Here is a 20,894-nt window from a genome sequence, read left to right as displayed (position 1 = left end):
TGTGTCACGAGTTGCCCAGGTGTCGGGCGATCAGCGAGTCGAGGTCGGTGTCGAGGTCTGCCTCGGCGTCGCCGTTCAGGTTGAGTTCATAGTCGACCTTGTCGATGCTCGACATGTCGACGGCTGCGAGCATGCTCGGTACCAGCCGAGGGTGGGAGTCGTCGACGTTACGGAGGCCGACTTCGACCGACACGAACTTGGAGTGGTCGTAGTGGTCCTTGTGTTGCTCGGAGTAGCGGAGGTTCGAGAGTCGATCGAGCAAGACAGAACGGGAAGCCCCGAGGCGAACGATCGACTCGATGAGGTCCGGCACGCTCCTGCCGTCGGGAGACGGTTCGAGGCGACGGAGAACGAGCACTAGCGCCGAGCCGTCTTCCGGGTCTGCGAGCTGCCCGAGCCCGTGGATCTGGACGCGTCGATAGTTTGCGGAGGTGGTCGACTTCACTTCGATCACGAGCTTCGACAGCCTGAAATCGCAGTGATCCTTATCCCAGCCGGTCCACTGATCGAGCTGACCTCCGTGGCGAAGGATCGTCTCGAGCACCTCCAGCTCGCCGAACAGTCCGACGAGTGCGTTGTCGCTGAGCGGGCTTCCAGCGGGACGAGCAAGGAGATCACGCCAATTCTGCAGGGCTGTTCGTCCGACGTCGCCGGGATCGTGTCCTTCTCCGAGTAGTTGGACCATCTCGTCAAGGAGATGGTCGGTGACGCTGGAGGCTGCCGTCGGAGCGATAGTCACCTTGTAGCCGTCGGTCAATGTCGTGAATCGGACGGCGGCGGCCTGGTCGTCGCTCGCGACCGTCGTCGGGTCGCATGTGATTCGAAGCCAGACGCTGCCAGCAGTCTCCATTCCGAGGTGGCTGTCGACGGGAAGATTCTGGATCGGCAGTTCGGCGTGATCGGTACCGGGTTTGTCGATCGCAGATCGGAGCACGGCCAGACGAGACCCGATGTCAGGAGTCCAGCCTGTCTGGTCATCGGTCATCTTGATGATCTCCCATATCGATGTCGACGGTCGAGGCTTCGATCTCTGCGACCAGGGGGGTGACGTACCGAACGAACGTGTTCGACGAGGGGAACGTGAGCGACACGCTGATCGGAGTGGTGCTCGCATCGAGTGGGACACGCGCGCTGTTCGCCTTCGGCGTGCTGACCGGGTCGATCGCGTAGACGACCATCAACGGCGGTTCATCCGAGGATCGGTAGAGAACTCCGCCCGCAGGGGGGTTCCCGTCGAAGTCGAGGCGGTGATCGTTGGAGTCGACGAGCGATTGGATGAAGGCCAGTGACGTGTTCTTCACGCGGCCTCGGCTGATCGTTCCGACGCTCCCGACATCTCCGCCGAATTCGAAGTCAGACTTGCTTCCGCGTTCACTCGACTTAAAAACCACGTTCCACTCGCGAAGATTCTCGGCTTCCCGGTCGATGTAGCTGTCGAGGCTGGGTCGGTCGAGCCGCTTCTCCTCTTGATGGAACCCGTACGCCCGGAGGAACGCTCGGATGCGTTCCAGCGGGACACGGCGGAAGAGTAGCGATCCCTGACCCACGGTCTCGGCGCTGCCCAGTCCTTCGGCAAGAGTTCGGGCAGCAACCTGGTTGTCGTGCAGCACTTGGTCATCGAGGTCGAGCCACGCCGGATCTATGCGGTGATCGGAGTAGGAGATCTCCTTCGACACAGACTTCATCGCAGCTGCTCGCGTGATGTTCATGTTCGGCGACATCCGAATGCGCGGGCCATACACGTCGGGCGAAAACCCCTGCTTTGCCATCCATTCCAGTTCTCTTCTGAGATCCTGCTCGACCTGGTCTAGTTCCTGGAACCAGTCCAACAGTCCTTGTGTCGTCCAGATCCGGAGCAGATGTCGATAGCCGGGTCGGTAGCCAAACCACCTGCCCATCTGCATGAGCGAGTCGTAGTTTCGGGCTGTCCGTGCGAAGTAGCTGCAGACGAGACCCTCCAAGGTCAAGCCGCGGCTCAGCGTGTTGCCACCGATGGCGATCACGGTGACGCCGGGTTCCCCAGCCCCCGGGTCGGAATACGTCAACCGATCGACGTGATCGACCTTGCTGTTGTCCACGATGACGCCAGAATGAGCGTGCTGTAGGAGTCCGTCCTCCTTGAACGGTTTTCCGGCCTCGGTTCTGTCGATCAATCGGCCCAGCACAGTCAAGACATGTGGTTCGACCTCGACCCACGCGGCGGTTGTCTCGGCGACGTATCCATCACCGCTCGATTCCCGGGACGGGACCTGTTCGAGCGTCTCGTCGTAGAACTGCCGCATTGCGGTCGGATCGTTCTGGAATTCCTCGAGGAGACCGGCGAGGTAGCTCTCGATCGCAGGGCGATAGGCCTTCTGGTCCTCGGTGAGCTGAGTGGTGTGGATGAGCATCGACGAGTTGAACGAGTCGACGGGTTTCCCGAGCCCGGCGCGAGCCGCCGTGGCGAGCACGAACCAACGGATGGCGTCGCACAGGCCGTCGGTGAGTACGTCGTCCGTGTCGTCCGTGTCGTCCGTTTCGAGCTGGACGGGGCTGCCGACGCAACCATCTCCGAAGAGTTCCCGAGACCCGACGTACGAGGGCGGTGGATCGAGCGGGAAGATGAAGTCGCGTGGGTAGAGGCCGTAATCGTCCTGTGACGTGAGGATGTTTGCGTACGGGGTTGCTGTGTACGCCAGGTAGGCACATCGTCGCTTGTCGTCGGACGTCCTCAGGTTCACGATTCGGCTGAGCTGCTTGTGCACGCCTGCCAGTTCGCTGCCCGTGCTCACGTCGAGTCCTGCCTGGTCGGCTTCGTCGTCGATGACCAGCACAGCCAACTTGCGGAGCGCAGCGTCGCTTTCCTTCTCGAGCCAGTCGGCCAGCTTGCAAAGGATCGTCGAATGCTTCTTCACCACGAGGAGACCGCGTTTGCCGTTTCCAGCGAGATGACTCGACAGGCTGTTGCCATCAGGTCGAAAATCACCCACGGCTGTCCCGAGCCACCAGTGCTCCGGTTTGTGGACAAGCGTCCGGACGGCCCGCTCCTGGGTCTGGCGGCGCAATGAGTTGTGGACTCCGGCGAGCACGATCACGAGGTCGTAGTCGTTGTCGAGCGCCTTTGCAGCGACTGCCAAAAAGCTGGTCGTCTTGCCACTCTGAACATGGCCGAGGACCAGTCCTCGGGTGGTGATGTTCTCAGCGAGAGGATTGCCCAGACGGGCGACGATCTGATCCGCAGAGTCATTGGTTGCCGGCACGACGTCGTCCGGAATCCCGAGGCGGCTTCTTGCGTGGACCCATCGCGGCGAATCATGGTCTGCCTTCGGGTAGTACCACCCCGTTGGCTTACTGGCTAGCAGTCCACGATTGTTCTCAAGCGGCTCACCGATGCGTCGACGGAATTCCGCGATGACGATCTCCGCACGGCCGGGGCGTCGTTCGCGAAGATTGGCTTCTGCCCAATCCACGCCGTGACGCTTCACCTGTCCGCTGTAGGCAGCGAGAAAGTCCTCGAGGTCGTCTGGATCCATTTGTTTCGATTCCACCCCAATCGCCATGCAACCCCTACCCGGGCAGCTCGCACCGCTTTCGGCGTCCGGCAAAATTGTGGCACAAGACTGCGCCTACAACACAATGTTCCGACCGCTTGTCGACATCGGGACTCGACGAGCTGGGCGCTCCGCACATAGAGTGCGCGGACCATGGACGCGAGCGGGTGGAAGCAAAGTGAGTGAACCTCTGGAAGCAAGGTGGAAATGGGAGCAGACCGACCCGGACCGGAGTGGCTCCTCCGGCGACCTCGCCAAACTGTTCAAGAACGAGACGGTCAAGAACCCGGGAGTCTTCGCCGCCACCGCTCCTTCGGAACACGCGACGCTCATGGCTCGCGAAGTCATCCAGAACTCATCCGACGCGGCGAGCGAGTTGAGCGATGAACTCGGCGACGACGCTCCGGAATTCGAGATCACGTTCGAATTCGAGTCGCTGACGGACGAAGCCAAGAGTTCCCTCGTCAAGGCGCTGGATCTCTCCTCCATCGCTGCACGCGGGACGAACCCGGCCGATCCGGGTTGGCGCTCACGGTTGGGTCTGGACAGCGACGACCTGCTGGATCATCTGCACGACTCCGCACCCTTGAGAACGCTCAAGGTCGTGGAGAGTGGCACGACGGGCATGTACGGACCGTTCAATGGCGCGAAGTCGAAGATGTACCTCGCCCTCATCTCGCTCGGGTACACCGCCAAGGCGAGTGGGGCAGGCGGTTCGTACGGGTACGGCAAAGCCGGCCTCATCCGCGGCTCGGCGATCAGGACCGTCGTCGCGTACAGCGCGTTCCGGGAGCGGCCCGACGACCCCGGTGTCACCCGCCGCCTCCTGGGCATGACCTATTGGGGCCAGCACGATCTGGACGACCTGTCGTACACGGGGTTCGCTCGGTTCGGTGCCGAGCAGGTCAACGGTGCGATCAGGCCCTTCGAGAACGACGATGCCGATTCGATGGCAGAGCGACTCGGCATCGATCTGCGCTGCGCCGACGATCTCGAGGATCTCGGCACGACGTTCCTGCTGATCGAACCGACCGTCGAGCCCGACGACCTGAGCGTCGCCGTCGCTCGCAACTGGTGGCCGGCCCTGGAGGACGGGCGCATGACGGTGATGGTCTCCGCCGACGGGAGGACGTCAGTTCCCCGCCCGATGAAGGATCCGATCCTGAAGACCTTCGTCGACGCCTATCACCTCGCAGCCACCGACCAGGACAACGCCAAGCCCAACCAGTACCGCCAGTCGTTCCGACGTGGCTCGTTCGGTGAGCGGACCCTCAAGTTGGGCTCGCTCGGTCTCGTCGCAGAAACCGGTGGCTGGTCCTACGAATCAGGTGCCGACGAGCCCGACGACGTCCAACATCGCAGTCTTGTGGCTCTCGTCCGAGGTCCACGGATGGTCGTGGAATACCTCGACGCAGGACAGGCGCGCCCGTTCGTTCGCGGTGCGTTCATCGCGGACGACGAAGTCGACGAGTTGCTCCGACAGACCGAGCCGAAAGCCCACGACAGTTGGCAGACACGCATCGAGGAGGCGGGGTCGGACCCGGATGCGCCGCGGGTCGCCGACGCTGTCATCAATCGAGTGCGCGACCATGTTCGCAAGTTCCGAGATCAGTTGCGGCCGGCGACACGACCCGCCGAGGACGTCCGACTTCCGGAACTCGAACGACTCTTCGGACGGATCTTCTCGTCGTCCAGCTCGAACTCCTCTGGCCCGCCGCAGAGCGAGCGTCCCTTCTCGATCGTGGTGGAAGAGCGACTCGAACACGTTGGCGACGGCCTCATCCGAGTCAAGGCACGTATCGGGTTCGCTCTGTCTCCACACTTCGGTGACCCCGAGGAGGTGGTCGACGTCTCGTTGTCGTATCGGTTCGTCGAGGAAGGCGGAAACGGAGAAGAGGCCGAGCTGGACGTCGTCGCCCCCGAGGGATTCGAAGCCAGGGACGAGAAGCCGTACGTGTACCGCGGCGCGCTGACGCACGACCGCGTGGTCTTCGAATTCGCATCGGTGCCGTATCCGGCTGACTGGACGGGTCGGATCAAGGGCGATGTGGAATTCACGAGCGAGAAGGAGTCGGTGGGATGAGTACCGAGACCCGGACGGTGCGCCCGTACGTCGGTGGCCAGGAGTTCCAGCAGATGCTCGACTCGTGCACGCTTCGCTGCGCTGACGAGATCGTCGAGGGTGGTGGCGAGGTGTCGGTCAACCTCGACGAATACCTCAACTACCCCTTCGCCCTGCTGATGGACGAACTGGACTGGAGCCTGGCGGAGAGCGGCGCTGCTGCGCTCGACCTCGACCCCGCCGACATCGATCTCCTCGTGTTGGTGGCCGCGCCCCGGCTCCGGTTCGTGGACACCATCTTCAGGCGCGACCTCGCCGACGCTGCAGGGATGCCCGACCACGTGCCGCTCAGCTTCCCGGAGCGACCCCGTGCTCTGCGCGCCCCTCACGGCGGCGCCGACCTCCGGGTCTACTTCTGCCTCAACAGGGATCTCGACCCCCGCCCGCTCAGCCCGTGGAGGAAGGGCACCTGGCTCGGGCAGCAGGAGTACCGGGTCCGTTCCGACCTGTCGGGGTCGGGTTTCGTCCCGATCCGGATGACCGACGACGACCGTGATCATCTCGGCATCCCGCAGGACACCGCCCGCTTCGTCACGCTCGACGACGGCGACCCGTTCGATGTCGACCCGGCGACCGACATCGTCAAGCTGTACGTGGACGGCGACCTCCTCGACCGTCTGGCAGTCGCAACGGGCACTCCCGTCGGCAAGCACATCCAACGCCAGCTGTTCCTCGATGCGACGACGGCGATCGTGTTCGCGGCACACCGACGCCTCACCGACGACCCGGGTCTCGGAGCCCAGCACGTGGACGACTTCCGAGGAAGTCTCGTTCACAAGCTGACCGAGCTCATTGCGAGCAAGGGTCTCGATTCGGCCGGACGGGATCATCGCCAGATCGAGTTCCACCGGCTTCGCGACGAGCCCACGGCCTTCCTCGCTCAGATCGAGGCGAAGACCGGGATGCGCAAGGACATGCTCGATTCCTTCGGAGACATCACATGAGATACCCGATCCTCACTCGCTCGACGACGGAGTCCCTGGCCCGCGAGATGGTCGCCACCGGATTCGCGCCGAACTGGGAACTCGAGCGGACCTGGGTCGGGTCCGGGCAGGAGGTCGACCTCGGGCCCCTCGGGGCAGCGATGGCAGACATGCGTGAGACCTTCGAGAGCCGTGACCCGAAGGCGGTGAACGATTCACCCGAGGCATTCGAGGGCCGATTCGCCGGCGACGTGCATCGAGCCCTCAGGGACCTACCGATCGAGGCTCTCGACGATCCCGGCTTCTGGCGTTTCCTCTCGCTCGTCGACTTCTGGTGGTTCGTCGCGATCCGCGAAGCGCCGGCGATCGGACGCGGGAACGTGATGACGTACGTCAACGGTGGGAAGGAGTGCGTCCCGTTCAGGATGTTCCTGCGTGCTCAGGCGATCCGGCGGGACGACGACTACTCCCTCGCAGGTGCGCTACCGAAGGCCGCTGACTTCTGGCGGAGCCACGTGCTCCGAGTCAAGACGGGGACCGCTCCACCGCTCGCTCGGAGCTTCGCCCGCCTCCAGAAGGAAAAGCTGATGGTCAGTGACGACGTCCGACCCTTTGCCCGACGCATCAACCGGCTCTGGTCGAACATCGTGTTCCAGGAGTGGGAGGACGATGATTGCGACAAGCTCCTCGCCGGTCTCTACGCCGAGATGCACAGCGGTCAGGACTCTCACGACGAGCCGCGTAGCCTCGAATCATGACGCAGCTCGAGGACGCACCCACGATCACCGCAGCGTCATCGTTCGATCTCCGTGACGGCCGACTGCATCGCACGGTCGAGGTCGGCGGGTTGATCGGCCGCTCCTCGTACCCGATGGCCGACCCGACGGGCGACGATCTCGGCGACTGGTGGCGAGCGTTTCTCCAGGGCCGGACACTGAGCAACGAGGCCCGCCTCGGTACCGTTCGGGGTCTCGATCTGTTCTGCGGACCGGGTGGTCTCGCCCTCGGCTTCTCGCAGGCGTGCGCCGAGATGGGATTCGATTTCGTGTCGGAGGCAGCGATCGACGATGACGCCGGCGCCGTCGACGTGTACGCCACGAACCATGGTACGAAGCGGCGGATCTCGGCTTCGGTTCGTTCGCTCATCGACTTCCAGGTGCGGGGCATGGGCGAGAAGGCCAAGTTCCTGTACGACCCCGAGATCGTGGACGACGTGGCAGCCGAACTGGTCGACAACGTCGACGTCGTTCTGGCAGGTCCCCCGTGTCAGGGGCACTCGAACCTGAACAACCACACCCGACGCACAGACAGGCGGAACGAGCTCTACCTGACCGTCCCTGCGTTCGCGATCGCCACCGGCGCGTCGATGGTCGTCATCGAGAACGTGCCGGCGGTCGTGCACGACCGCCAGCAGGTCGTGGCGACCACCAAGGCGCTGCTCGAGAGCGCCGGCTACACCGTCACTCTCGGTCGAGCGTTCGCCGATCGACTCGGCTGGCCCCAGACCCGGCAACGGTTCTTCCTCCTGGCTCGCAGAGACTCGGCTCCTGCCGAGATCGAGGCCGTCGGCGAAGCGCTTCAGAGCGAACAGCGAGACCTCTGGTGGGCGATCGAGGACCTCGAGGACGAGGCCATCGACGGGCGCCTCGTGGTCGAGGCCGGGTACAGCGACGAGAATCGTCGACGGATCGACTGGCTCTTCGACAACGGCGAACACAACCTGCCGCCGTCGGAGCGTCCGGAGTGCCACCAGGAAGGTACGACCTACAACGCCGTCTACGGGCGGTTGTACCAGGACAAGCCTGCGCCGACGATCACGACCGGTTTCATGACTCCGGGGCGCGGGCGCTACATCCACCCGACGCGGCGGCGCACCCTGACGCCTCACGAGGCCGCGCGTCTCCAGGGTTTTCCGGACAGCTACGACTTCCACCCGCACCCGGAGAAGGTCTCGGCGAAGTCCCAGCTCGGCAAGTGGATCGGCGATGCTGTCCCGATGCCCCTCGGATATGTCGCAGGGCTCTCTGTGCTCGGCGGAGACGCCGCCTGGAAGCCCGCCGACCCGAGCTGATGAGAGCGGTCGACCCAGTTCGACCGGCTTATCCGGTGGGATAAGGACTCGGACTTCGTGGTGGAACCACTCGACGAGAACATCCGGGATCGCTTCCGCAAGCAGCGGCGGAGGGACACCAAGCCCGAGGTCGCGCTGAGGTCGGCGCTGCATCGCCAAGGACTTCGCTTCCGTGTCGACCGCAAGGTGTTACCCGGAATGCGGAGCCGTCCCGACATCGTGTTCGGTCCAGCAAAGGTCGCAGTCTTCGTCGACGGATGCTTCTGGCACCGTTGCCCCGAGCACGGCACCAGGCCCAAGAACAACCAGGAGTGGTGGGACCAGAAGCTCGACGCGAACGTGGCACGCGATCGACGGGTCGACGCGGAACTCCGAGAGGCCGGCTGGGAGGTAATCAGATTCTGGGAGCATGAGGACCCACTCGAGGCCGCGGAGCGAACCGCATCGGTCGTCGACGAACGGCGGCGCCGCTTGCAGCCTGCAACTCTCTGAGTTGTCGATTTCTTCGCTCGCGTGACGGCGCAGGATCCAATCATGAGTGATCGAGCGGGCCGAGGCGCTGCGCCACGGCTGCGGGGGCAACCACTGTGAGGCCCGATGTCGCTCGGCTGATGCCCACGTACAGCAGGTTCGGTAGTCGGGAAGCCGATGAATTGACGAGCACTGGACTACTTTCCAGTGTCATCACTCGTGGCGACCCAAGGGAGAACGATGAAGCACGAACTGGACGCCGCCGAGAAGGCGACACCGAAACTGCAGATCAAGGTCCGGCAGAGGGAACTCGTCAACCTCACCCGTCGCAGTCGTCTTTTGCAGCGTTGAATCGGCTTTTGAAATGGAGCGAACGGACATTGACCAATTACGACCTGATTCATCTCAGTGAATACGAACGCCAGGAATGGGATCGCATCCAACGCTGGCGACATAACCAATCGAGCCGTCGCAGTCGGATTCCAGCGCCGATTCGGGACCGATCGAAGCAGCTGGGCGGCATCGCGGCCAAGGGCTGGAAAGCCGTCCCCGGCACTGCGCAGCTCGATGAGATCGTGGGCAAGGTTCTGGCAGGGGGGAACGAGGCACTGACCGACGCTGTGGCGGCGTCCCTCTTTCGGGACCGCATCCTGCAGGCCGCTCGTGACGCTGGCGCGGACGTCAGCGACCTGTCCGACCTACGGACGCTGGACCTTCGCGTGATCGACCACATCCTTCCGAGTCTGAATCTCCGATACGCACTCACGTCCGCTGCGACGGGCGCGGGGTCGGGATTTGTGGCAGGCGGGGGTACAACGGCCATCGTTGGCACCGGAGGAGTGGCCGCCGCACCCGGAGGCCTGGCGGTTGGCGGGGCGCTCGCCGGTGATGTCGTCGCAACGATCGGCCTCGCTGCTCGTGTCGTCACCCACTACGCGGGCTACTACGGCTACGACACGAGAGAGGAAGACGAGAAAGCCGTGCTCCTTGCCGTGATCGGGGTTGGCGTGGCGGGAGAGGGTGCGGCCAAGCAGGCTGCACTCCTTCATGTTCGGCAAGTATCGATGATGATCGCTCGGCGGGCGACCTGGAGGGAGCTCGGCGAGGAGGCCATCGTCAAATTGATTCAGGGCCTGTTCGCCAAGCTGAGTGTTCGGCTCACTCAACGAAAGCTGGCTCAGGCGTTGCCGATCGCCGGCATCGCCGCCGGCGCCGGACTGAACTACACGCTCATGCGAAAGGTCGGAACGGCGGCCTCATTCATGTACCGCGAGCGCTTCCTCATCGAGAAGTACGGACTCGACGTGGACGAGCCGACACCAGATCTTGCTGACGTGATCGATGTCAACGCAGCCGACGAGCTTGCGGCGATCGATACCCCGATGGACGATCCCGATCGTTAAGTCCGCCGACACCCTGGCGATGCGACTTCGCAAGGTCTGGGGCGGCCGCTCGAGAGCGGGTCACCCCCGACGAGGTCGGACCCTTGCGCTGAACCCATCGACTGAGCGGCACTCACGTCAGCTCAGCATCTCTCTGGACGACCTCGAGGTCGTGACCGCCGGCGAGTTCGGCTGCGGAACGCTGATCGACCACGTCGCTGCCTCGTTCGATCTCACGGCTGCGAGCATCGAGGCATGGTCGAATGTGATCGACGGCCGACGACTCACCGACCACTCGCGCGTCGTCGTCACGCTCGAACGGCGTCCCACGATCGCCCGCTCACTCCTCGACAGCACGGACCAGCCCGAGTAACTCGCGTTTGCTGAGTCCGAAACGGGCGATGGACTTCCGAACCGCCTTGCCGGGCACGATCGGGCTGAAACAGCAGAGGCGGCTGAACTGCCATGCCGACTAGCTTCGACCCATGGCTCCGCCCCCTGTGCGAACTGTCGGGGTGGCAGTCGGGAAGTTCAACCCTCCCCACCTCGGGCACCTCCACCTCATCCGCACCGGAGCGTCGATGGTCGAGCGCATGTACGTGCTGCTGTGCGACCGCGACGACCAGACCCTTCCCGCTGCCGACCGGGTTGCCTGGCTGCGCGATGCGGTCCCCGACAACGTCTCGGTGATCGTCACGCCGGACGACCTGCCAGCGGCGAACGCCCCCTGGGCCGCACGGACGCTGGCCGCGATCCCGGAGCCTCCCGACCTTGCTGTCACATCCGAACCATGGGGAGACGAGTGGGCCGCGCTCATGGGTGCAAGCCACCATCGCGTCGACCTGCAACGCGAAGCGTTTCCGACTTCCGGCACCGCACTCCGCGCAGACCTCGGCGCCAACTTCGGTTGGCTCGTACCTGCGGCTCGGGTGGCTCTCGCTCGACGGATCGTGATCGTCGGAGCGGAGTCGACCGGCAAGTCGACGATGGCCGAAGCTCTCGCCGCAGCGACCGGATCGGTCTGGGTGCCCGAACACGGTCGCTGGTACTGGGAAGGTCGGAGGTATCGGCCGGACCAGTCGTGGGACACCGACGAGTTCCACCGGATCGCAGCTGCTCAGCGTCGCTTGGAGGACGACATGGCGAGACTGTCGACCAACGGTGTGGTGATTGCAGACACCGATGCGCTCGTCACCGCCGTCTGGCACGAGCGCTACCTCGGGTCGTCGGATCAGCACCTCGACGAACTTGCGAGTCGCCAGCGCCCCGATCTCTACCTCGTCTGCGCCGACGACTTCGCCTGGGTACAGGACGGCACCCGGGAGTCCCGTGACGAACGCGCTTCGATGCAGCGGTCGATCGAAGCTCGCACAGGAGCATCGGGCGCCCGAGTCGTCGTTCTGCGAGGGCCGCACGAGCAGCGGGTGGAGACCGCCCTCGACGCGATCGCCCCGCTCCGCACCTTTCCCCCACTCGTATGAATGGACGCTCACATGACCGATTCCACGCCCGCACTGATCGCCGAGGAGCAGTCCCTTCTCGCTTCTCCGGCACCTTGGTTCGGTCGACCGTGGGAACATCGCCAAGCAGCAGTGGCCGGCGCCGGGTCGCTGGTTGCGTGTGGGATCTACTGGGCCGGCACTCGCGAGTTCGCGCCCGAAACCACACCTGGTGTCGTCGAGTTCTCGGCCACCACCACCTCGCTGTGGTCGGTCTGGATCACGCAACGGCGCAACGTGCTCGCCCTGCCCATCGGGATCGTCTCGGTGATCCTGATGGGCTCGTTCTTCAGCGACATCGGACTCGTCGGTCAGCAGTGGCTCCAGTGGGGTTACTACCTGCCGATCCAGTTCTGGGCCTGGGCGATGTGGACCCGCGGTGGCGAGGGCGGCGGCGAACTGCTCGTGACTCGGCTCGCCGCGTCGATGCGTGTACTGGTCCTCGTCGCCAGTGTCGCCGCCACGATCCTGCTCGGATGGGTCCTCGATGCGGGATGGGACGACGCCGTCTACACCTACTGGGACGCGTCGATCGTCGCTGCCTCCGTACTTGCGATGCTGCTGCTGTCGTTGAAGAAGGTCGAGTCGTGGTGGTTGTGGATCGGCCCCGTCAACATCTCTGCGATCGGCCTCTATCTGAAGACCGAAGCGAACATGTTCGCCGCGCTCTACGTGCTCTTCTTCGTGATGGCGGTGGTCGGCCTCGTCCGCTGGCGTGCTGCCGCCTCACGCGGTGTGTCGTGATCGGCACCGACTCATCCACCGGCCGACGTGCTGCGACCGAACCCAGGGGCGGCGCCCACCGGAGCTCGTCGAGGCGGACGAGGCATGGACCTGGGGCTCGCCGGTGAAGCGGTCGAAGAAGCGGCGCGCATGATGACGATCCTCGGCGGTCGCCTCTCGACGGATCTACCCGTCGGCATACTCAGCCGGTGACCGGTTACGACATCATCGGCGACGTGCACGGCTGCGCCGACAAGCTGAAGACGCTGTTGAAGAAGCTCGGATACGTCCACCGAGACGGCGCACACCGGCACGCCGACCAACGCCAGGCGATCTTCGTCGGCGACCTGATCGACCGAGGTCCGCTGCAGCTCGAGTCGGTCGCGATCCCCCGGGCGATGGTCGAACACGGCACCGCCCAGATGGTCGTCGCCAACCACGAGTTCAACGCCATTGCCTACGCCACCCGCAACGCCGACGACACGGACTGGTGCCGACGGCACAGCGAGAAGAACGTCGGACAGCACCAGGAGTTCCTTGATGCGGTCGGGTTCGGATCGGTGACCCATCGCAGCATCCTCGACTGGTTCATGTCGCTCCCACTCTGGCTCGACCTCGGCGGTGTCCGCGTCGTGCATGCCTGCTGGCACGACGATTCGATCGACGTCCTCCGCACGCACGTGGGAGCGCATGGCGGGCTGACCGACGACCTCGTCCGCGCCGGCACGACGAAGGGGACTGCCGCCTACGACGCGATCGAGACGGTGCTCAAGGGACCCGAGGTCCAGATGGAGGGATACACCTACGCCGACAAGGACGGCAACGAGCGCACCAAGGGTCGCGTCGAGTGGTGGAACACCGAGGCCGAGACGCTGCGTGACATCGTCCGCATCGACCCGTCGTGGACACTCACCGACCCCCTGGGCAATCCGGCGACGGACCTTCCGGCGACACCGCTCGCCGACGTCGTCGGTCTCGTGTCGCCGTATCCCGACGACGCCCCGCCCGTCCTGTTCGGGCACTACTGGTTCACCGAGAGCGACGCGAGGCCGAGCACACCGACGACGGCGTGTGTCGACTTCAGTGCAGTGAAGGGCGGGCCCCTCGTTGCCTACCGGTGGGACGGCGAACCGACGCTCGAGTCGGGCAACTTCGTCTCCGTCTGACCAGGTCCACCGCTCAGGTCAGCAGCGGACGTAGCTCCGGTTGCGACGAGCCGTAGCTGACGATCGCGACGTCGAGATCGGCGTTTTCGTGGCGGGTGACGGCCCGTCGGATGGCGTCGACGATCCACTCGGTCCGGTTGCCGAACACGCCTCCGCCGACGAGCGTCAGGAACAGCGAGCGGTTCCCGATCGATTCGGCGTTGATCGCCGCGGCGGACAGGGTCGCCTCGTACGTCGCATCCAGCACGAGCCGAGCGAGCGGCTCCCACCGACTCGCCGGTTGGTCCGAGTAACCCACCGGCACGGCCGAGCAGTACGCCTGGCTGACCAGATGCCCAGGCGTCTCCTCCGTCGTCCCGAAGGTCACCTCGGTGTTCGACTGCAGGCCGATCCGCAGTGCGCCGAGCAGTTCGTCGCGCTGCTCGTCGTCACTCGTCGACACCATGTTTGCGACCGCGTCGAGGCCGTCACCGGTCGCGAAGAGGTAGCCGTTCTGCATCGTCCACAGGTCGCCTGCACCACCCAGGGCGTTGCCCAGGTCAGCGGCACAGTCGATCTGTCGTTCGGCGGTCTGTCCGATCTGGTCGCCGACCGGAGCGAACCAGTTTCGCTGGATGGTGCCCGCACCGCACGCGATCGCGCACGCCGGCCCCTGCGTGCGGTCGTTCCAGTAGCCGGTCACGCCGCGCTCGGGTGTCACCGACGGGGCCGGCATCTCGAGCAGGTTGAACTGGGACGCGACCTGGAACATGGCGTCGGCGTTCTGCGGATCGAGGTGCAGCGCACGGGCATCGGCCACGACCTCCCGCACGGTCACCGGTCCGTCCCGCTCGGGTCGATCGCGGCGCAGGTCGGCCAGCGACGGCGTCGTCAGCGCTCCGCATCGCATCTCGCGACCGTTCACGGCGAACCGCATGATCTCGCCGTCGATGGTGAGATGCTCCCGCACCGCGTCTGCGTTCTCGGTGAACCCCGTCAGGTCAGCGAACCAGTCCATGTCGGGATCGTAGGCACAGCTGCGCCCGGCAGTCCCCGGCTTCCTACGCCCGTGCCGGTTTCTATGATCTGGCGGATGAGCACCGCTGCGGCCCTCGAGTCCGTCGTCGCCGACATCACCACGCTCGACGTCGACGCGATCGTCAATGCCGCCAACACCTCGCTGCTCGGTGGAGGAGGCGTGGACGGGGCGATCCATCGAGCAGCCGGACCCGGACTGCTCGAGGAGTGCCGCACGCTCGGCGGCTGCGACGTCGGCGCCGCCAAGATCACAGGCGGCCACGACCTGCCTGCCCGGTGGGTGATCCACACCGTCGGCCCGTCCTGGCGTGGCGGCGACGAGGGCGAACCCGAACTGCTGGCCTCGTGCTACCGCCGCTCGCTCGAACTCGCCGCCGAGGCCAGAGCGACGTCGGTCGCATTCCCTGCGATCTCGACCGGCGTGTACGGCTACCCGAAGGAGTTGGCGGCCGAGGTCGCCGTCGACGCAGTCCGATCGGCTTCGACATCTGTCGAGCGGGTGATCTTCGTCTGCTTCGACCAGGCCACCCTCGACCTCTACGAGTCGCTGCTGAGCGGCCGACCTCTTCGCACGTTCGCAGCGGCGCATCCGGTGCGTGCCCCTGCTCGGCGCGATCCGATCCGCCGATCTTCGCGGGCGTCCGCTCGATGCGCTTCGGTGTTTGGATCTGAGTGCTCCTCGAGGTGTCCGGGGCGGACCGGATCATCAGGGTGCTCGGTTGCCACGGTCGGCCGACCGGCGACGATCCGTGCGCTTCTCGACGTGTCCGGGTGGACCGGTGATCATCGGAGCGCTCCGTCTCTACGGTCGAACGACCCGGCGAGGCCGAGGTTCCAGCGATCGATCCTGAGGGCACTGAGAAAGGCGAGGCGCGCCCGGTCACCCACCTGACCTGGCCTTTCCTGCTTCGAGAAACTCTGAGGTACCCCTGTGCTTGAATGGACATCATGATCCGACAGGCGTTCGTCGAGTGTGTGGAGGAGTTGGCCGAACGCGCCACGCCGACACCCGCGGTCGACGCCGCAACTCGCGGAATGCGCAGGCTGCGAGCCGAGCAGTTGGACGAGGTCGACGCCGTCGTGAATGGAGGCTCGTTCTACGCCAAAGGGTTCCGATCGCCGACGGACTGGCTGATGGTCACCACTCGCGAAGGCGTCGGGTTCTGCAAGCTCACACTTCATCTTGCCGAGCGCATTCAGAGGATGCCGATCATCAGGGCTGCGTTCGCTAGCGGCGACCTCGCCGAATCTTCGCTGCGGCTGCTCGCCGGTGCGTGGGCCGAATCGGTTGCCGATGTGTTCGAGCGTGACGAGCAGATGCTGTGTGGGTGGGCGACGTCGATGCCCCACGCCGACTTCAAACTGGTTCTGGACACCTGGCGGATGCACGCCGACCCCGACCGTGAGGCCAAGACCGCACAGGAACAGTTCGACTCGCGTGCGGTGCACCTGTCGAAGCTGATGGACGGCGTCGGCGTCATCGACGGCAATCTCGACTCCGAAGGCTTCTCGCTGTTGCGAGAAGCCATCCGCCTCTACGCCCAGCCCGCCGACGGCGAGACGCGTTCCGCCGCGCAACGACGGGCAGACGCCTTGGTCACGATCGCCCGCATGGCGATCGAGAACCACATCGCTGTCCCGGGCAAGAAGCGGCGCAAGCCCAAAGTGGTCGCCACCAGCAGCTACGACGGTCTCGCCTCGAAGTGGCACGCCGAACAAACCGCCAAGGCCATCACTCACGCCGACAACGCTGCGGATACCGGTGGCGATGTGCTCGATCTGATCCACGCCGGCTCCCGCTCCGAGATTGCTGCGCCGACACCACGGCCGCTCGGCGGGGCACTCGACACCGACACCGACCGCACCATCATCTCGGCCGAAGCAGTCCGGCGCATGGCATGTGACTGCAACGTGCACCGCTACATCACCAACCCACTCGGCACCGTCGTCGACTACGGACGCTCCACACGAGTCGTGTCCGACTCGCTGTTCGACACGCTGCTGATCCGCGACCACGGATGTCGCTGGCCCGGCTGCGGGATCCCCGCCGGCGGCTGCGACGCCCACCACGCCACCCACTGGCTCGACGACGGTGAGACGAAGCCGGACAATCTGGTGCTGTTGTGCTGGTTCCACCACCACCTGTTGCACGAGCAGCACTGGAGTATCGAGCCCCTCGGGGGCGGACACTTCAATCTGAACGATCCGCACGGCGGCGCACAGTTCCTGCGCCCGCCCCTGGTCGGCCTCGCCCTCCCGACCGAACCGCCGACCCAACCGTCGCTGCCCAACGTCTGATGCCTGGCGTGCCCGAGGAGCGATGAGGGGTCCGGCTCGGGTCGCCGCAAGCGCCGCCGGGTGCGGGCTAAGTTCGGGGCGATGCCCGGGTCGGCGAACGAGTTCCGCGAGGCGGTGCGTGGCTTCTCCGACGAGCTGGTCGCCTTGCAGCAGCCGATCAGGATCCTCGACGCGGTGGCGTGGGGTGATGACGTCGCCGCCGAGTTCTTCGCTGCCGGGTGCCGAAGGCAGCCGAACGTCGATGCGGAGTACTACGCCCCGCATCGACCGTTGCGGTTCGAGCCCGAGGAGGTGCGGGCCGGGTTCACCGATCTACGCAGCCGCATCTCGCGTGGGCTGGGAGGCGCGCCGGTCGCCGGCCTGCTCGTCGAGCGGATCGACGAGTATCTGCGGGTGATCGACATGCTCGACGCCCGGGGCACGCCGGCCTTCAGCCCGATCGCGTCGGAGCTGTACGGAGGCATCGACGACGGACTGCATCCGGACGGTCCGACTCTGGCAGACCTCGGTGTGCTGATGGACGATGCGCTGACCAGCATCGACCTCGGCACGTGGCAACCGCCGGAGGAGCACTCGTACACCGCGGAGACCGGTGTCGACATCCTCCGCGACCGCCTGGCACCGGTGTGCGGTGACGAGTTGCGGGTGATCATCGACGACGGGATCGTGGCCGACGCAGCCGCCGGCGGCGACTACATCAAGCTGCGGGCGGACGCGATGTTCTCGGCTCGGGACCTGCGGGTGCTGGAGGTCCACGAGGGGTGGGTCCACGTCGCCACCACGCTCAACGGTCGTCACCAGCCGTGGTGCACGTTCCTCGGCAAGGGCACTCCGTCGACCACGTCGACGCAGGAGGGGCTCGCCGTGTTCACCGAGATCACGACGATGTCGTCCACGCCGGACCGGCTGCGCAAGGTGACGCGACGGGTCCTGGCGATCAAGATGGCCCAGGAGGGAGGCACGTTCCTCGACGTCTTCCGCTGGTTCGTCGACGAGGGACTGGCGGAGGCCGACGCGTGGGCGTCGTCGGTGCGGGTGTTCCGCGGGAGCACGCCCACCGACGGGCCGTTCACCAAGGACCTCGTGTACACGCGTGGCTTCCTGGAGGTCTACGACTTCATGCGGCTCGCGGTGAAGCGTGGTCTGATCGACCGGCTGCCCCTGCTGTTCGCCGGCAAGCTCGCCGTGCGCGAACTCGGCGTGCTCGCGCACCTGGTCGAGGAGGGCCTCCTCGAGTCTCCGTCGAGGTTGCCTCCCCACGTGGCCGACATCAGCGCACTCGCGTCGTGGATGGCGTACTCCAACCTCCTGAACCGGATCGACCTGAACCAGATGGAGACCCACCTCGGCGCAGCCCTCGACTGAATCGGCTCCGGGTCTACGCTCCAGCCATGGCGCGCCGCGCAGAACCGAAGGAGGAACGCCACGGGGTGTCGTTCAGCAGCCTCGACACCGAACTGGCTGCTGGCACGGGCGTGTCCAAGCGGGCGTTGGTCGACTACCTCGACGGCATCGCCGACCGGATGCTGCCCGCACTGCGTGACCGCCCGCTGTCGGTGATCAGGTCGACCCGGGGGCAGATGCCCTTCATGCAGAAGAACCTTCCCGACCACGCGCCCGAATGGATCGAACGTGCTCCGCTCTGGGCGGAGGCGTCGCAACGGACGGTCGACTACGCGCTCTGCAACGACGTGCGCACGCTGATGTGGTTCGCCAACCAGCGCGCCGTCGAGTACCACGTGACGTTGTCGTGCACGGCGGACCTCCACGCGCCGACGCATCTGGTGATCGACCTCGATCCGCCCGAAGGAGCAGCGTTCTCGGTGGTGGCAGCGGCCGCGCATCGTGTCCACGAGGTGCTCAACGAGGTAGGGCTCGCCGCTGCGGTGAAGTCGAGCGGCTCGAAGGGCGTGCACGTGGTCATGCCCGTCACCGACGTGTCGAGCGAGGAGGCGATCTTCGCCACGCGTGCGATCGCCGCTCGCACCGAGCGGCTCGATCCCGACGCGCTGACCACGGCGTTCCTCAAGGACGACCGCGGCGGCCGCCTGTTCCTCGATGCGACCAGGGGCGGGCTGAGCACGGTCGTGTCCGTCTACAGCCCACGGCTGCGCCCGGGAGCACCGGTGTCGTGGCCGCTCGCCTGGGACGAGCTCAACGGGTTCGAACCGAGCGACGTCACCATCGAGAACGCTCTCGGGCTGCTCGACGGTCGCGAGCCGTGGAGTGCCCTGCTCCCCTCTCCGCAGCAGGTGCCCGCCGTGCTGGTGGAGGAGGGCAGCGAGATCCCGACCCCACGAGTCGCCGCCATGCACGAGGGCAAGCGGCGAGCCCGAGCTGCGCCGCAGGTCAGCTCGAGCGACGCTTGAACTTGAACCACCCGTACACGCCGGCACCGACGAAGAGCACGATGGCGATGACGGTGAGCCAGAGCAGTCCCTTGATCACTGCGCCGAGGATTCCCAGCAGCAGGAGGAGGATCAGGACGATGGCAATGGCAGTCATGGGCCCGGTGTGCCCGAGTCAGGGCGCCACGAACCACCCGATGAGAGCGATCGGTCTCAGCACCGCACGCTGGACACCGAGCCGGACGGGGTGACCAGGAATGCGGTGTCGCCGTCGTTGTTCCAGACGTTCTGAGGTTTCCAAACCACCTCACCCGGCGACTCGACCGCCTCCTCGCCCGTGAGGACCACGAGCGTCGCTCCTGCGTCGATCGATCCGAACCGGTCGAGCAGCGTGGAGTGTCGGGACTCCTCGTCGTGCAGTTCGTAGCCCACCAACGAGATGGAGGCGGCGGTCGGGTTCACGAGGACGACACGTTCTTCGCGCCGCTGACATTGCGCGATCCGGACGTCACCGACTCCCGATCCGTCGACCGGCACCACCACGCCACCGATCGTCGTCGACGTGACCGGCGGGGCGAGCACGATGACCGACGGTTCACTCGCCGGCCGTGACGGGATGTCGGCAGGCGCGCACGACGACAGGATCTGCTCCAGCGTCGCCGCCTCTGGAGCGGTGACCGACAGCTGCCAGCGCGCCTTCGTGCTCACCCAGTTCGATGCATAGGCGCAGTGGTGTTCCCGGCGCGGAGGGAGCCACCGATCGGGCGTCATGTCGCCCTTCGCCTGGTTGACCGAACCCACCACGGCCACCAGCACGCCGGGTGCCTCGTCGTTGGCGAAGGCGATCTTCGTTTCCGGGTCCCACCGCCACGCACCGGCACGATGCGCCGCACTGAGGGGAACGACGTGATCGATCGTGATGTCGGTCGCCTGCGTCACGACCGTGCCTGTGTACGGATCGGTCCAGGATCCGCTCTCGACGAAACAGCCCGACGGGTCCATGACGACGGGGATCCGGGACTGCGTGGCGAGCACCTCGTGGCGGCCCGAGATGCAGTCCCCGTCGAGGTCCGCCCAACCGTCGGGCTGGTACGTGTCTCGGTCGTACGCCGGGCGAGCCGGATCGGGGTCGGCGACGGTCAAGGATCCGAGGAGGTCCAGCACGTCCCGCACGGAGTCGTCGGCCGGGGATGTCGGCGCCGTCACCTCGGACTCACCCGCCGCCGGTGCATCTCCGCCGAGTCCGCCTGCGAACTGGAAGGTGGCTGCCACGGTGGCGGCGACGAGGCTGCAGCCGATCAGGACGGTCGAGCGCTTCATGCGGACGAACTCGCTGGGTCGGCG

Annotated in this window: 18 protein-coding genes and 1 pseudogene; 14 read left to right on the top strand and 5 right to left on the bottom strand. The window is 65.7% G+C overall.

Annotated elements, in window-relative coordinates; translation table 11 throughout:
* Window positions 1-4 precede the first annotated feature (4 nt).
* The gene (locus ABJK40_RS10580; protein ID WP_348510265.1) at window positions 5-685 is read right to left on the bottom strand and encodes a PD-(D/E)XK motif protein; all 681 of its coding nucleotides are present in this window, start codon (window positions 683-685) and stop codon (window positions 5-7) included.
* Between the two features lie 289 nt (window positions 686-974).
* Complete coding sequence (locus tag ABJK40_RS10575; protein ID WP_348479168.1) at window positions 975-3,539, bottom strand: Z1 domain-containing protein; 2,565 nt, start codon at window positions 3,537-3,539, stop codon at window positions 975-977.
* A 169-nt stretch (window positions 3,540-3,708) separates the two neighbouring features.
* Here ABJK40_RS10575 and ABJK40_RS10570 point away from each other — a divergent pair, with 169 nt between their 5' ends.
* The 10 genes from ABJK40_RS10570 to ABJK40_RS10525 all read left to right on the top strand — a co-directional run bounded on the left by ABJK40_RS10570 (window position 3,709) and on the right by ABJK40_RS10525 (window position 13,887).
* The gene (locus tag ABJK40_RS10570) at window positions 3,709-5,613 is read left to right on the top strand and encodes a hypothetical protein (RefSeq protein WP_348479167.1); all 1,905 of its coding nucleotides are present in this window, start codon (window positions 3,709-3,711) and stop codon (window positions 5,611-5,613) included.
* The gene (locus tag ABJK40_RS10565; protein ID WP_348479166.1) at window positions 5,610-6,596 is read left to right on the top strand and encodes a hypothetical protein; all 987 of its coding nucleotides are present in this window, start codon (window positions 5,610-5,612) and stop codon (window positions 6,594-6,596) included. The genes ABJK40_RS10570 and ABJK40_RS10565 overlap by 4 nt, the downstream gene beginning before the upstream one ends.
* Entirely contained in the window at window positions 6,593-7,333 is a 741-nt protein-coding gene (locus ABJK40_RS10560) for a hypothetical protein (RefSeq protein ID WP_348479165.1), read from the top strand. The genes ABJK40_RS10565 and ABJK40_RS10560 overlap by 4 nt, the downstream gene beginning before the upstream one ends.
* Window positions 7,330-8,646, top strand: coding sequence for a DNA cytosine methyltransferase (locus ABJK40_RS10555; RefSeq protein ID WP_348479164.1), 1,317 nt, complete (start codon window positions 7,330-7,332; stop codon window positions 8,644-8,646). Before ABJK40_RS10560 ends, ABJK40_RS10555 begins: the two co-directional genes overlap by 4 nt.
* Window positions 8,647-8,706: 60 nt before the next feature.
* Entirely contained in the window at window positions 8,707-9,138 is a 432-nt protein-coding gene (locus ABJK40_RS10550; RefSeq protein ID WP_348479181.1) for a very short patch repair endonuclease, read from the top strand.
* Between the two features lie 359 nt (window positions 9,139-9,497).
* Entirely contained in the window at window positions 9,498-10,520 is a 1,023-nt protein-coding gene (locus ABJK40_RS10545; protein WP_348479163.1) for an EcsC family protein, read from the top strand.
* Window positions 10,521-10,671: 151 nt separating this feature from the next.
* On the top strand, window positions 10,672-10,872 hold the full coding sequence (locus tag ABJK40_RS10540) for a hypothetical protein (RefSeq protein ID WP_348479162.1): 201 nt from the start codon (window positions 10,672-10,674) through the stop codon (window positions 10,870-10,872).
* 112 nt (window positions 10,873-10,984) lie between these two features.
* On the top strand, window positions 10,985-11,980 hold the full coding sequence (locus tag ABJK40_RS10535; protein WP_348479161.1) for an AAA family ATPase: 996 nt from the start codon (window positions 10,985-10,987) through the stop codon (window positions 11,978-11,980).
* A 12-nt stretch (window positions 11,981-11,992) separates the two neighbouring features.
* Complete coding sequence (locus ABJK40_RS10530) at window positions 11,993-12,742, top strand: nicotinamide mononucleotide transporter family protein (RefSeq protein ID WP_348479160.1); 750 nt, start codon at window positions 11,993-11,995, stop codon at window positions 12,740-12,742.
* Window positions 12,743-12,930: 188 nt separating this feature from the next.
* Window positions 12,931-13,887, top strand: coding sequence for a metallophosphoesterase (locus tag ABJK40_RS10525; RefSeq protein ID WP_348479159.1), 957 nt, complete (start codon window positions 12,931-12,933; stop codon window positions 13,885-13,887).
* A 13-nt stretch (window positions 13,888-13,900) separates the two neighbouring features.
* Here the strand turns inward: ABJK40_RS10525 and ABJK40_RS10520 are convergent, their stop codons facing one another.
* A complete protein-coding gene (locus ABJK40_RS10520) occupies window positions 13,901-14,884 on the bottom strand; it encodes a hypothetical protein (protein ID WP_348479158.1) in 984 nt (327 codons plus the stop codon).
* A gap of 75 nt (window positions 14,885-14,959) precedes the next feature.
* On the opposite strand from ABJK40_RS10520, the pseudogene ABJK40_RS10515 reads away from it, so the two are divergent.
* The 4 genes and pseudogenes from ABJK40_RS10515 to ABJK40_RS10500 form a co-directional block, all read left to right on the top strand.
* Window positions 14,960-15,457, top strand: a pseudogene (locus tag ABJK40_RS10515) (O-acetyl-ADP-ribose deacetylase); the annotation flags it as partial.
* A 395-nt stretch (window positions 15,458-15,852) separates the two neighbouring features.
* The gene (locus ABJK40_RS10510; protein ID WP_348479157.1) at window positions 15,853-17,202 is read left to right on the top strand and encodes a DUF222 domain-containing protein; all 1,350 of its coding nucleotides are present in this window, start codon (window positions 15,853-15,855) and stop codon (window positions 17,200-17,202) included.
* An 81-nt stretch (window positions 17,203-17,283) separates the two neighbouring features.
* The gene (locus ABJK40_RS10505) at window positions 17,284-18,567 is read left to right on the top strand and encodes a flavohemoglobin expression-modulating QEGLA motif protein (protein ID WP_348479156.1); all 1,284 of its coding nucleotides are present in this window, start codon (window positions 17,284-17,286) and stop codon (window positions 18,565-18,567) included.
* A gap of 26 nt (window positions 18,568-18,593) precedes the next feature.
* Complete coding sequence (locus tag ABJK40_RS10500; protein ID WP_348479155.1) at window positions 18,594-19,571, top strand: ATP-dependent DNA ligase; 978 nt, start codon at window positions 18,594-18,596, stop codon at window positions 19,569-19,571.
* Here the strand turns inward: ABJK40_RS10500 and ABJK40_RS10495 are convergent.
* Together ABJK40_RS10495 and ABJK40_RS10490 are read right to left on the bottom strand one after the other, a co-directional pair.
* The gene (locus ABJK40_RS10495; protein ID WP_348479154.1) at window positions 19,552-19,707 is read right to left on the bottom strand and encodes a hypothetical protein; all 156 of its coding nucleotides are present in this window, start codon (window positions 19,705-19,707) and stop codon (window positions 19,552-19,554) included. The two genes, ABJK40_RS10500 and ABJK40_RS10495, sit on opposite strands and share 20 nt — an antisense overlap.
* 56 nt (window positions 19,708-19,763) lie before the next feature.
* Complete coding sequence (locus ABJK40_RS10490; protein WP_348479153.1) at window positions 19,764-20,870, bottom strand: lamin tail domain-containing protein; 1,107 nt, start codon at window positions 20,868-20,870, stop codon at window positions 19,764-19,766.
* Window positions 20,871-20,894: the final 24 nt, after the last annotated feature.

Source organism: Ilumatobacter sp., from assembly GCF_039969435.1.
Classification (GTDB): domain Bacteria; phylum Actinomycetota; class Acidimicrobiia; order Acidimicrobiales; family Ilumatobacteraceae; genus Ilumatobacter_A.
This window is presented reverse-complemented; position numbering and strand designations above follow the sequence as displayed.